Source organism: Prosthecobacter sp. (genome assembly GCF_044222345.1).
Lineage (GTDB): Bacteria > Verrucomicrobiota > Verrucomicrobiia > Verrucomicrobiales > Verrucomicrobiaceae > Prosthecobacter.
Genome location: NZ_JBGANL010000026.1, coordinates 80,018 through 93,115 on the forward strand (window position 1 = coordinate 80,018; position 13,098 = coordinate 93,115).

General features: G+C 62.0%; 9 protein-coding genes. 5 read left to right on the forward strand and 4 right to left on the reverse strand.

The genetic code is table 11. From position 1 onward, the window contains the following. Position 1: 1 nt before the first annotated feature. Positions 2-2,185 (reverse strand): hypothetical protein, encoded by a 2,184-nt coding sequence (locus ACILSL_RS15100; RefSeq protein WP_395732878.1) that lies wholly within the window; start codon positions 2,183-2,185, stop codon positions 2-4. A 96-nt stretch (positions 2,186-2,281) separates the two neighbouring features. On the opposite strand from ACILSL_RS15100, the gene ACILSL_RS15105 reads away from it, so the two are divergent. Further along, positions 2,282-3,397, forward strand: a complete 1,116-nt coding sequence (locus tag ACILSL_RS15105; RefSeq protein ID WP_395732879.1) for a zinc-binding dehydrogenase — start codon at positions 2,282-2,284, stop codon at positions 3,395-3,397. A 164-nt stretch (positions 3,398-3,561) separates the two neighbouring features. Here ACILSL_RS15105 and ACILSL_RS15110 read toward each other — a convergent pair whose 3' ends face one another. Beyond that, a complete protein-coding gene (locus ACILSL_RS15110; RefSeq protein WP_395732880.1) occupies positions 3,562-5,070 on the reverse strand; it encodes a N,N-dimethylformamidase beta subunit family domain-containing protein in 1,509 nt (502 codons plus the stop codon). 176 nt (positions 5,071-5,246) lie between these two features. On the opposite strand from ACILSL_RS15110, the gene ACILSL_RS15115 reads away from it, so the two are divergent. From ACILSL_RS15115 to ACILSL_RS15125, 3 genes are all read left to right on the forward strand, one after another. Then, positions 5,247-6,530, forward strand: a complete 1,284-nt coding sequence (locus ACILSL_RS15115; protein WP_395732881.1) for a DUF1501 domain-containing protein — start codon at positions 5,247-5,249, stop codon at positions 6,528-6,530. Between the two features lie 29 nt (positions 6,531-6,559). Beyond that, on the forward strand, positions 6,560-6,850 hold the full coding sequence (locus ACILSL_RS15120; protein ID WP_395732882.1) for a GIY-YIG nuclease family protein: 291 nt from the start codon (positions 6,560-6,562) through the stop codon (positions 6,848-6,850). 78 nt (positions 6,851-6,928) lie between these two features. Then, positions 6,929-7,276 (forward strand): hypothetical protein, encoded by a 348-nt coding sequence (locus tag ACILSL_RS15125; RefSeq protein ID WP_395732883.1) that lies wholly within the window; start codon positions 6,929-6,931, stop codon positions 7,274-7,276. A gap of 125 nt (positions 7,277-7,401) precedes the next feature. Here ACILSL_RS15125 and ACILSL_RS15130 read toward each other — a convergent pair whose 3' ends face one another. After that, positions 7,402-8,808, reverse strand: a complete 1,407-nt coding sequence (locus ACILSL_RS15130) for a DUF1501 domain-containing protein (RefSeq protein WP_395732884.1) — start codon at positions 8,806-8,808, stop codon at positions 7,402-7,404. A 5-nt stretch (positions 8,809-8,813) separates the two neighbouring features. Next, a complete protein-coding gene (locus ACILSL_RS15135) occupies positions 8,814-11,261 on the reverse strand; it encodes a PSD1 and planctomycete cytochrome C domain-containing protein (protein ID WP_395732885.1) in 2,448 nt (815 codons plus the stop codon). A 538-nt stretch (positions 11,262-11,799) separates the two neighbouring features. On the opposite strand from ACILSL_RS15135, the gene ACILSL_RS15140 reads away from it, so the two are divergent. Beyond that, positions 11,800-12,954: a tyrosine-type recombinase/integrase gene (locus ACILSL_RS15140; protein WP_395732886.1), complete on the forward strand. Its 1,155-nt coding sequence runs from the start codon at positions 11,800-11,802 to the stop codon at positions 12,952-12,954. Positions 12,955-13,098: the final 144 nt, after the last annotated feature.

The following is a 13,098-nucleotide window of genomic DNA, read 5'->3' on the forward strand; positions in this document are numbered from 1 at the left end:
TCTAATCCACGCGCACTGTCCAGCGCTGCGTGGGTTTGTCGGTCAGTTCCAAGACGCTCAGACTTTCTGCATCATCCCCCTGCCGCCTGGTGCGGGTGAGAAAATAGTCACGCCCACCACCCTGGAAGCGAACGTTCAGGCCCAGCTGGCTGTTGCCATTTCCCAGCGCCCATTCGTGGCGGTAGAGATAGCTTTTCGGCAGTGTGATGGTGAGCCTGCGGCCACCGCCTGCGGCACTGCTGAGTGACGCCTGGATTTCTTTCGGCTCGAACACCGCCGCGTAGCCGCTGCCAAAGGCCCAGGGCGCGATCGGATCCACCAATGCCTCACCATCAGCCGCTTTGCCGGTGATGCGCAGTGCCGCTGTGGCACCGGGAGTTTGTCTTTCGCCATAGCTGCGGGCGTCGAGGTTCAGCAGCAGTTCAAACGCCTTGCCGGAAGAGTCATCCACGAGGCTGACACCCGTCAGATCGAGGGTGAGGAAGAGCTTCATGCTGTCTGCATCCGCCCGCAGCGTCACGGCGCTCTCCTGGCGGTCTGTCGCGGTGAGGGGCACCGATTCTTTGAGGCCCATGTTGCGGGTGATTTCAATGTCGCGGTCGAAAATCTGTCTCACGCCATTGGAGTTCAACGCCAGCTTGAGCGGCAGCACACGGCGCATGGGCGAACGCCCCTCGGCTGGCAATGGCAGGGCCAGCTTGAGAACCTCCGAACCGTCGGCCTCCAAAGCGATTTTGCCTTCCTGAGATTTCCCACCCCAGTTCGACTCCCACGAGGCCGAAAGACTGGCGCCGGTGCTGTTTTCGATTTCGAGTTCAGGCGAAAACTCCGCTTCTTGATTGAAGGCCGCGCGGGCGTTCCAAGTGATGCTGAAAGGACGCAGCGGCACCGCGATGTCCTCGATGCGCGATTGTTTGCCTGCGATCACGAGCACAGGCAGGCGCATTTCGCCATCGGTCAGTGGCAGATGGCGGGTGTCGGTGATGGCGTAGTTCAGCTTAACCGGCTGCTTCGCGCCAGCAGCCAGCTCGATTTCGGGATTCGTGTCCTTGGGCTTGAAACCGGCAGGCACGAGCGGCAGCAGCGTCACAGCCAGGGGTTCGCGCCGGGTGTTGGCCAGTTCAAACTCCAGTGTCAGCTGCCCCTGCCCCGCCAGCGTGGCCTTGGAGGCGTTGATCTTCCACGGGACTCCGGGAGCGCCCTGCATCACGTCCTGAAACAAGATGCGGCCCATCTCCGCGTGCATGCCGGCCGTTGGTGTCATCACGCCCTGGGAGGGGAGGAGATTCAGGAGGCTTTGATACTCCTGCATCAGCGCCGGGAAGATTTGATCCGCCCCTTTGGCACCCGCGGGTGCTCCCAGCAGCCGCGACAAATCGCCCAGGTCTGAGAAAATGACATCCGCCCTGGCACTGGCTTCGCGCAGCACGCTGGCGGGTCCACGCGTGAGCGCCAGACTGGCCTCCTCCGGATCTGCCGCCTGGGGAATGGGTCCGGCAACAATGACTTCGAGACGTTTGCCGCGCGCGGTGTCCAGCAGACTGCGAAAGGCCACCGTCACGTCCGCCGCAGACACGCCAGCCAGCCCGTCTTCCAATCCCTGCGCCACCAGCACGACATCCGGCTGGCCTTGAAAGCCCACGGTGGACAGAGCCGAGGCTGCCGAAATGATGCTGGAGGTTTGCACCGGGTGGATCAAAATCTCCGGCCCCATGACCTTGGATTCCTTGTCACGCAGTCTGGCGCCTGGGCGAATCACACGCACGCCGCCTGTGTAGTAAAACTGAGTGGCCAGCTTTTTGGCGAACACTCCGGCAAAGCTTTTCAGCACCGGGTCCACGCCGGGCTCGGCCTTGGCGCCATCGAGGATCGCATCCCCCAGGACGACGATCTCCACACGTTCACGCCGGGTGAGTTTCAGCAGCGTCTGCGGGAGAAACTTCCGCCAGCGATCCCGCTGCACGGGAGTGAGATCAAAATAGGTCTGCGGCAGCACGGCTGGTGTGGGCAGCTTTTGTTCCGCGGCGCGCGCGGCCGCCTGCAGCGCCGGCAGGTCCGGCACCGTTTCAGCAGCAGGCGTAGGAGCCGCCGGTGCGGGTGCAGCCGGAGCCTGTGCCCGGAGACCGGTCACGCCCAGCAGCGCCAGAGCGCCGAGGTGGAGGAATGTCTTGCGGTTTGAAAACATGCGGACGCTATCTCAGCGAGACCAGCGATGCCTGCAACCGGGGAGTGTGAGATGGCGCAGGGTTGCACAATTCTTGTGAATCGTCATGATTCCGCCATGTCCACCCTCGCCCCAGCCGCCGTTTTGTATGAAGCGAAGCAACCCCTGCGCATCGAAGAGGTGCGTGTGCTGCCGCCGCAGGCGGGAGAGGTGACGGTACGCATGAAGGCCGCCGGGGTGTGCCACAGCGACCTGCATGTGATGAAGGGAGACCTGTCCATGCCGATGCCCATCATCCTTGGGCATGAGGGAAGTGGTGTGATCGAGGCCGTGGGTGAAGGGGTGACCTCGGTGGAGGTGGGGGATCATGTGATCCTAGTGTGGCGTGGCTCCTGCGGGAAATGCGAGTACTGCAGCAGCGGACGGCCCGCGCTGTGTGACATGGGGACGGCGATGCGCTTCACCGGGCTGATGCCCGATGGAACGACGCGCTTTCAGAACTCCGCCGGCGAGAGCATTCGGCATTACGCGGGGGTTTCGGCCTTCTCCTCGCTGGCGACGATGCCGCAGGCCTCGGTGGTGAAGATTCCCAAGGAGTTCTCGTTTGAGAAGGCGGCGCTCATTGGCTGCGGCGTCATCACCGGCGTGGGCGCGGTGGAGAAGGCTGCGCGCGTGCAGCCAAACAGCACCGTGGCGGTGATCGGCTGCGGCGGCATCGGTTTGAACATCGTGCAGGGTGCACGGATGGCGGGAGCGCGGCAGATCATCGCTGTGGACAAATTCAGCCGCAAGGAAGGAGATGCGCGACTGTTTGGTGCGACGGATTACGTGGATGTGAATGCGGGCGATCCGGTGCAGGCGATCAAGGACCTGACCGATGGCAAGGGTGTGGACTATGCGTTCGAGGCGTATGGTTCCGGGAAAACCGCAGAACAGGCGTTTGATGCGACGAAGAAGGGCGGCATGTGCGTGATGGTGGGCATCACCAGCGCGGCGGACCGGGCGTCGATCAATGTGAACCAGCTCGTGTATGCGGAGAAGACGCTGCGCGGCAGCTTGTACGGGAGCACTCAGCCGCGCACGGATCTGCTGCTGCTGATTGGCATGCATCAGTCCGGGCGGCTGATGCTGGATGAGCTGGTGACGAAGCGGTATCCGCTGGAGGGCATCAATGAAGCGTATGATGCGCTGCAGAGGGGCGAGGTGGCGCGGAGTTTGATTGTGTTTGAGTGAGGAAGGCTGGCGCTGCGAACCCGCCTATCATGCAGGGGGCTGGGATCCAGAGCCGCACTCGGAGAGTGCGGACCACGCCACGCCAGGGCGATCATACGTCTAGGCAGCATGGGCAATCCTGCCCGTGTTGAGGGATCTCTTCGCGGGCAGGATTGCCAGCACTACTACCCAATCGCCCGCTTCAGAGCGTTTTTTGTTATCTGCTGCACGCGTTCATCCGGGCCATGCGGGCGGGAGAAGTGGCTCCAGGGGATCATGTGGCCGGGGGGATCGCTGAGGCCCTGGGACCAGAAGATGGTGGTGGCATTGAAGACGATGTTTTTCTTCGGGCCTTCGTAAAGGGTGGCGGCGTATTTGCCGAGACGGACACCGCTGGCCCAGACGTTGCCTTCGGCGACGACTTCGAGGCCGGGGCGGGCGGTGTCGGGATCGCCGTGAAATTCCCAGCCGACGAGGCCGGGGATGCTGTCGCCCTGCTTCATGCCGGTGCCCTCGAAGAGCCAGTGATCGGGCTTGGCGCAGGTCCAGTCGCCGCCGCCGTTGAAGGGGACGGTGGTGCGTGCGCCGATGATGTCGCGCTCATCCGGGCCGGGGTTTTCAAAGGGGCCGAGGACTTTGGAGTAGGCCTCCTTCTCCTCCTCGCGGAATTCGCCGTAGCAGGTTTCGCGGGTGAGGCGGCGGTTGGCAGCGCCTTTCGCATTCGGGGTGAAGGGGGTGACCATGTAGACATCGTTGGCGGAGAGCCAGAGGACGCTGAGGCCGTCGGCGATGGCCTGCTTGATGTTGGTGTATTGCCGCATGTCCCAGTATTCGTCGTGACCGACGCTGATCATGGTTTTGACGCGGGCGAGATTGGCGGGATTGAGGTTGTCGACGTTTGAGCAGTAGGTGACGTCGTAGCCTTCTTTTTCCAGCCAGTAGCAGAGCGGGTATTCCCACAGCAGGAACTCGCCGCTGCCCATGCTCTGCGGGTTGTCGAAGATCTGGACGTACTTGCCGTAGGGACGGTCGAAGCTGACGCTGACACCGGGGGCGTGAGCAGCGCGTGGATCGGTGTAGAGCGATTCATTGACGGGCCAGCGATTGTAGGCCTGCCAGGTGTTGTCGCTGCATTGGAAGAGGATGTCGGCGGGGCGGTCGTCGGTGACGATGAAGATGATGTAGCTCTGCCAGTAGGGTTTGTCGGCAGCCTCAGGGACCGTGGACAGGCGACCGAGATAGACGCCGCTGGGCCAGTCGGCAGGGATGGTGAGGGTGGTGGAGGATTCCCACTGGCATTCGCGGAGGCGTTTGTCGGCCATCTCGGGCACGGGCTGCACCTTGCCTTCGAAGGGGCCGAGGGTGGTCATCAGGCGCGAGCCTGCGCCGTCGTAGTAGCCCATGCGGAAGATGTCGAGGGTGAACTTTGCCACGGGCTTGGTGCTGACGAAGATGTCGAGCTTTTCACCCGCTTTGAGCGACTGGCGCGAGCAGTAGCCTTCGATCAGCGACGTGCGGTAAGACTTGGCGGAATCCGGCCGCATGCGGGTGAGCTGGAAGCTCGCGCCGGGTTTGGCGTTTTCGGTCTTGATGAGTTCGGGCTGACGCTTCGCAGAAGGGGCGGACAGAACTTTGCGTGCACCCGTCATGGCAGCGAGGGCGCTGGTGGTTTTGATGAAGTCTCGGCGATCCATGAGAGCAATACGAGAGCGCGGCGGCAGGTATAGCAGGCGATGCCAATTACTTCGCAATCGCAAGATCTTCCTCCTGACACCGTAGGTTGTGAATCGTGCGCCCTTCAGTTCCAGAGATTCGCATTTCGCGACGCAGCCTGCTTCATGCCGGAGGCATGGGGATGCTTGGCCTGGGCTTGAACCAGCTCGCGGCGCTGGGTGCTTCAGCCAGCAAGAGCAACATCGGGCTGGGCAAGGCCAAGTCGGTGATCATGATCTTCAATGGCGGAGCGCCGAGCCATATCGACCTGTGGGATCCCAAACCGGACGGCCCCTCGGAGATTCGTGGCGAATTCAAAACGATCCGCACCAACGTGCCGGGCATTCATGTGACGGAGCTGCTGCCGCAGATGGCGAAGCGCATGGACAAGCTGGCCGTGATCCGCTCCGTGCATCACGGGCACAGCAGCCACAATGGCGGCATGCACTGGGCCACCACGGGGCGCCCCTATCGGGTGGACAGCACGCTGATCACCCCGAGTCCGACGGATCTTCCCGGAGTGGGAACGCTGGTCGGCTGGCTGGCGCAGCGGGATGGATTCAGCAAGGGAGTGCCGCCGTATGTCATCACGCCGTTTCCACACTGCGACAGCAAGGTGTATCTGACGCCCGGCCAGTTTGGCGGCTGCCTGGGCACGCGCTACGACCCTTATGTGCTGGATGATGATCCGAATGCCGCCGCCTTTCGGGTGAGGAACATGGGGCTGGATGCCAGCCTCACTCCCGCACGACTTCAAGAACGCCTGGCGCTGCTGCGTCAAATGAGCACCGCCGCACACCCCATCGCGTCCACTCAGACGGCTCAGATGGACATCTTCAATGAACAGGCCACAGCCATGCTGCAGTCCGGCAAGGCTGCGAACGCCTTCGATCTGACCAAGGAACCGGACAAGGTGCGCGAGCGCTATGGCCGGCACAGCTGGGGGCAGTCTCACCTGCTAGCGCGTCGGCTGGTGGAATCCGGCACCCGCTTTGTCACGACGGTGAATGGCCCCTCCATCACGTGGGACACCCACAAGGACAACTTCAACGGCCTCAAAAACCGGCTGGTGCCACCGATGGAGCAGGCCTACTCCGCGCTGCTGGATGATCTGGAAGAACGCGGCCTGCTGGAAAGCACGCTGGTGGTCTGGATGGGTGAGTTTGGACGCACACCGAAAATCAACACCGACGCCGGCCGAGACCACTGGCCGGGCTGCTACAGCGTCGTGCTCGCCGGAGGCGGGGTGCGCGGCGGCCAGGTGATCGGGAGTTCGGACGCCAGCGGGGCTTACCCCAAAGATCGTCCGATCGCACCGGCAGACATTCATGCCAGCATCTATTCGGCGCTGGGATACGATTACCGCGAGATCAGCTACAGCTCGGCGGATGGTCGGCCTGTGGCACTGACGGAAGGCTCGACGATCAGCGAGCTGTTTTGATTTCCTGCGGGGCCGGCTATGATGTGCCCGTGCCGACGAAAAAGAAAAAGCCCGCCGCCAAAGCCAGACCTGCCAAAAAAAAGTGGCATCTGTATGTGCTGCTATGCAAAGACGGGACGCTGTACTGCGGGATCACGAATGATCTGGAGCGGCGGATCTCCCAGCACAATGCAGGCAAAGGAGCGCGCTACACACGGGGCCGGGGTCCGGTGAGCCTTCTGCGCACATGGCCGCAGAAGAGCCAATCGGCAGCCTTAAGAGCTGAATTTTCTTTCAAAAAACTCAGCCGATGCGCCAAAGATCTGTATCTGGCAGCATGATGCGGCTTTACGCAGGAGAAATGTGACATTTGCGAAGGGTTTCTGAGACAGCGAGGGATTCTTGTGGTATAGGGATAGATGGTCACCACAAAAGCAGTCACTAAAAAAGCGCCTTTCTCCCGCCGGGTAGTTGATCACGTCACCGATGAACTGGTGAACGTACTGTCCTCGGGCGAAACCTTTGAGTTTAAAGCCCTGTTTGCCAAAGTTTTTGAAGGATTGAAGCTGAAAAATGCTGTCAGTGGTGGCGAAGAGATGCTCCGCCTGCGTTCGTATGAGAAGATTCTGAAGCTGACCAACTGCGGTCTGGTGAAGAAGGTGGGCAAGACCTACCGCGCCCTCGATGGCATCGAAAGCGCCTCCAGCGCCCACCGCCTGGCCCGTCTGGACTCCGCGATCCTTGCAGCAGCGCAGGCCAAGGCCTGAGTTGTTGATCCCTTGTTTTAGCAAAACGGCACGCTGCGTCTTTGAGATGCACGTGCCGTTTTCTTTTTGCGCGCCCTGTCTGCGGCCGGGATGGACCGATGTGAGGCCTGATCGACCCTTCAATTTTACGCAATAATCTCCTTCACCACCTCGCCATAGACATCGGTGAGGCGGTAATCGCGGCCGAGGTGGCGCCACGTGAGGCGTTCGTGATCGAGACCGAGCAGGTGCAGAATAGTGGCGTGGAGGTCGTGCAGGTGGACCTTGCCGGAGACGGGGCGGAAGCCGAACTCGTCGGTCTCGCCGTGCATGAGGCCTCCTTTCACCCCGCCGCCAGCCATCCAGGCGCAGAAACTTTCGGGCTGGTGCTCGCGGCCATGTTTTTCGATGGGCGCGGTGCGGCTGAGGTCCTGGCTCCAGGGGGTGCGGCCAAACTCGCCGCTCCAGACCACGAGCGTGTCTTCCAGCAGGCCGCGTGATTTCAGATCGCGGATCAAAGCGGCGCAGGGCAGGTCGCTGGCAGCACAGCTCTTTGGCAGAGCACCGCGGATGTCGCCGTGATGATCCCAGCCGTCCATGGTGACCTGCACAAAGCGCACGCCAGCCTCGCTGAAACGACGGGCGAGCAGGCAGGCGCGACCGTTTTTATCGGTCGTCTTTTCGCCAATGCCGTAGAGCTTTTTCGTGGCCTCGGTTTCCTTCGAGAGATCGACCAGATCCGGCGTGGCGGCCTGCATGCGAAAGGCGGTCTCCAGGCTGTGGATCATGCCCTCCATGCGCGCATCTGTGTCATTCTGGGCAAGCAGCCGGCGATTCATGCGCTGGATGAAGTCAAAGCGCCGCCGCTGGGTGGCCTCATCGGAGGCTTGATCCGTGAGGAAGGCGATGGCGGGATCACTCACCTTCGCGGACAGCGTCACGGGCGTGCCCTGGTGCGCGGCAGGCAGGAAAGAGGCGCTGTAGTTCCGCGTGTCGATGCCGGGATGGATGGTGAGAAAGGCGGGCAGATTCTGGTTTTCGGTGCCTAGGCCGTAGCTGACCCAGGAGCCGAGCGAGGGCCGGGCCTCGGCGGTGACACCCGTGTGAAATTGCAGCGCAGCGGGGCCGTGCTGATTGTTGTCCGCATGCACAGCGCGAAGCAGGCAAAGCTCATCGGCGATCGCGGCGGTGTGCGGCAGCAAATCGGAAATCGTGACGCCGGACTGTCCTCGCGGCCGCACCGGGATGTCGGTGCCGAGTGCCAGCAGCCCGTCGGTGCTCTCATGACGATGCTGCTCGGGCAGCGGGGCATTCACAGACTTGCCGTGCCGTTGCTGGATGAACGGCTTCGGATCAAAGAGGTCCATCTGCGAGGGACCGCCGGACATGAAGAGGAAGATGACGCGCTTCGCTCGCGACTGGAGCATCGGAGCGCGCGAAGCGAGCGGATTGGAGGCCGCATTCAGCAGACCATGCAGGGCCATCGCGCCAAATCCCGCGCTGGTTTGGCGCAGCCAGGAACGGCGGGTGGTGGTGAAGGGTGGGTGGTTCATGGTGGTCAAAAGCGGAGAAGAAACTCGTTGGTGCCGAAGAGGGCACGGACCAGCTCGGCCCAGGCCTGGGTTTCGCCAGCGGCGTGGGAGGCTTGCAGAAAGGCGAGCGCGTCCTCGCGCTCGGCGGCGGTGACGGGGCGGCTCAAGACACGCAGCCAGAGCCTCGCGAGGCGGGCCGCATCGTCTTCTTTGATGGCGAACAGGGTCTTCGCGAGATCCTCGCCGCGTTCGCGGATGAGATCGGCATTGAGCAGATAGAGCGACTGCGTGGGCACGGTGGTCTCGCTGCGCTTGCTGGTGAACTGCGCGGGCTGGGGGAAGTCGAACACATCGCGCAGACGTGCTGTGCCGGGCTGCGTGCCAGTGCGCACCACGGGCAGATACAGCGTGCGCTCCACCGCCTGGGACTCGCGCTCTTTTTTGAGGCTGAACTGCGGGTGGTTGCTCTTTTCCGTGAGCGGCAGGCCGCTGATGTTCTCCGGGAACTCGAGCGGCAGGCCCGGACCTCCAGACGGCGCGGCAAGGCGTCCGCTCGCCACCAGCATCGCATCGCGGATGGACTCGGCATCGAGCCGCTGGCGGTTCATGCGGGTGAGCAGCTTGTTTTCGGGATCGGCCTCCAAGGAGCGGCGGTTTCCAGCTGCCGTCGACGATGGTAAACCGCCGTTTCCTGATGCCAGCCGGTAAGTGCGGCTAAGCGCAAGCGTGCGGATGAGCTTCTTCTGCGACCAGCCTTCCTTCATGAAGCGATGCGCGAGATGATCGAGCAGCTCGGGATGGCTCGGCCTGTCGCCCCGCGTGCCGAAGTAATCCACGCTGCGCACCAACCCCTCGCCAAAGAGCTTCTGCCAGACACGATTCACCGCCACGCGGGCCGTGAGCGGATTCCGCGCATCGGCGATCCAATCGGCGAGTTGCAGGCGGCCGCTCTGTCCGGCGGGGATCTTCGGCGGCGGCCCCCACATCGCCACACGCACGAGACCACGCGGCATGGCATCGCCCAGCGCATACGGATTGCCGCGGATGGTGAGGCGCATGTCGGCGGGCTTGGCCACGTCCTGCACTGCGATGGCCTGAGGTTTGCCGGGATGAAAATACTCGCCGTGCGCGATGCGGAGTTCGAGCGCGGTGATCTCGGCCTTGAGCTGGTCGATGCGCTTTTTGCCGGCCGCATCCGCTTTGTCGCCGAGCGTTTTCGACTCGGCCCCCAGCTTCTGTTTTTCCAGCCGCCAGCCTGCCAGCTTTTGCTCGTGCGAGCGGGCGATTTCCCGGTCCTCTTCCAGCTCCGGCAAAGGCACACGCTGGATGTTGCTCCAGATGCCATGGCGTGTTTTGAAGGTGGTCTGCGTGCTGCGGAACATGCCCGCCAGCGCGTAGTAGTCCTGCAGGCCGATGGCGTCGAACTTGTGGTCGTGGCAGCGCACGCAGCCTAGCGTCATGCCGAGGAATGCGGTACCAACCTTGCTCACCTGACTGTCCACGAAGTCGTGCTCCATCTTGAGCTTGTCGATGGCGTTGATGTCCACATCGCCCAGCACGATGAAACCGGTCGCGATCAGGTTCTCACGCCGCTCCTGCGGCGACGCGGCGGGCAGCAGATCGCCCGCGAGTTGCTCGCGGATGAAGCGGTCGAAGGGTTTGTCGTGGTGGAAGGACCCCACGAGGTAGTCGCGATAGCGCCACGCATGCTCGGCAAAGACTTTGCCCTCCGTGCCGATCTGCTCGGCATAGCCCACGAGGTCCAGCCAATGCCGCGCCCAGCGCTCACCGTAGGCTTTGGATGACAGCAGACGGTCCACGACGCGCTCGTGCGCCTTGGGCGAGCGGTCCGCAACGAACTCGGCGATCTCCGCCTCCGTCGGCGGCAGGCCGGTAAGATCAAAGGTCACGCGCCGCAGCCAGGCATGCGCCCCGGCCTCCGGTCCAGGTTGAAGCCCCACCGCCTCCTGCTTTGCGAGAATGAAGGCGTCCACTTCATTCAGCGGCCAGGCTTGATCATGCACGGCGGGCGGCGCGGCATCCCGCACCGGTTGATAGGACCAATGCTTCCGCCCCTCCTCCAGATCCACGCCCGTCTTCTTCACCGCTTTCACCTCCGCCACCGCGTCGCGCGGATCGGGCGCACCGCGCTTCACCCACTCCTCCAGCACGGCGATCTCGCTCTGCGGCAGTTTCGCTTTTGGCGGCATCTCCATGTCCGGGTTCGTGTAGCGCACCGCCTCGATCAGGCGGCTTTTTTCCGGCGCCCCCGCCACCATCGCAGGCCCGCTATCCCCACCCGCCTGCCATCCCGAGAGCGAGTCGAGCACCAACCCGCCCTTGATCTTGCCCGCGTGCGAATGGCATTCGTAGCAACGCTGTTTGAGAAGTGGCTCCACACACTCGCGGAAAAAAGCATCTCCCTCCGCCGCACAGGCAGCGACTGGGATCAAAAGCAGGGCGATGAGTTTCATGGAAGATTCGGAAAGGCTTGGCGGGTGTGAAGACGGCTAAAGCACCCTTGAAAATACAGTGCCAGGACCCGTCTTCTTTATGAGCTTGCCAGACTATTTTCCTAATGGCGGCTGCACTCATAGCCATGAAACCCAAACGCAGCGCCAGGCCGAGGACCGCCGCCACCATCTTCGCCCTCTTGTCCGGCGAGATCTCATCCATCATCCGCCCATGCTGCTCCCGCGACCGAACTTTCATTCCTCCACGCTATCCCGATGTGACGTTATGTGTCATCTCGAAAGCCGATTCAGTCCTTTTCAGCTCGTTTAAGCCATTAAACACCATCCCATTCTCCCTACGCAGCCCTATTTAAGGTGGTTGCCTCACAAGGATTCGAACCTTGAAGTCCCTCAGAGCACTTTGATGATCAATGGTTTAACTCATTATCAATGCGTTAGCGTTGTCGGCGTTTTCTGAATTGATACCCGTCATTCTTAGCTGTATTCTTAGCCATGGAGGCCGCAAACGGAGGCGGCGGAGAAATCGAATCTTCACCTTATGGCGTCACTTTGGAAGCATCCCGAAAGCAAGTATTGGGTGGCGTGCTACACGACTGCGGAGGGAGTGCAGCGGAAGAAGTCCACGAAGATCGAGGCGAAGGAAAAGAACCGCAGCACGGCGCAGCGCATCGCTAATGAACTGGAGAGCGCGTATCAAAAGCGGCTGACATCCGAGCAGATTTTGAAGCTCTACTCGGAAACGCGGCGGGAAGTGGCTGGCGAGTCCATCCCTGCAACCACGGTGAGGGAGTTCTTCACGGGCTACCTGGAGCGCATCAAGGGTGAGGTGAGCCGCGCCACGGTTGCGGCCTACAAGGGCGCAACCACGAAGTTTCTGGCGTGGTTAGGCACTGATGCGGACGGGGAGATTCATCGAGTCTCCAAGCAGCATGTCAGGCGTTTTCGTGACAAGGTGGCCGGGGAACTGCATCCGAACACGGCTAATCAAATCGTGCGAAATCTGCGCGTGTTTTTCAATGCGGCAAAGGCAGACGGCTACGTGGACAGCGTGCCGTGCGATGGCCTCAAATCCTTGAAGAAACCCACGGAACGCACGCGGCGGGGGTTCACCGTGGAGGAACTGCGCGTCGTAGTCAAAGAGGCGAAGGGAACGGAATGGGCTTCGATGGTGCTTTTTGGCCTCTACACGGGGCAGCGGCTTGGCGATCTGGCGCGGCTGCGGTGGACTTCGATTGATCTGGAAGAAGGCGAAGTGCGGCTCACGACGGGAAAGACGGGAACCGTGGTGATTGTGCCGATGTGCAAGCCGCTGGAAGATCATGTGCTTTCCTTGAAAGCCGGTGACAAGCCGGACGCATACGTTCACCCGGAGCTTGGCGCACTGGCGGAGGCATCAAATGGCGGGCCGCATCTGTCGCGGCAATTTGGCGATTTGCTGGCGCGGTGCGGCTTCCGGGCGCTGAACACGAATCACGCGAAGATCGAAGGCCGCACGGGCAAGCAGCGGGCAGTGAAGGCGCTCAGTTTCCATTCCTTGCGGCATAGCGCCGTTAGCATGATGAAGAACGCTGGCATCCCTGCCGTGGTGGTGCAGGACATCGTAGGACACGCCAGCGAGGCCGTGAGCCAGGTTTATACGAAGATCGAGACAGAGACGAAACGAACGGCGCTGGCGAAGCTGCCGACGATCTGAACCGGCCAGAAAGAAGAAAATGATTCTCTCTCCTTTATCTGTCCGCACACGCTCCGCGCCGGAGATGTTTTTCCCCGGAAGGAACCTGCTTTCGACGCCAATGATTCCATTCCGCAGCAACGTCCCTAGTAGAATCGGAACCGG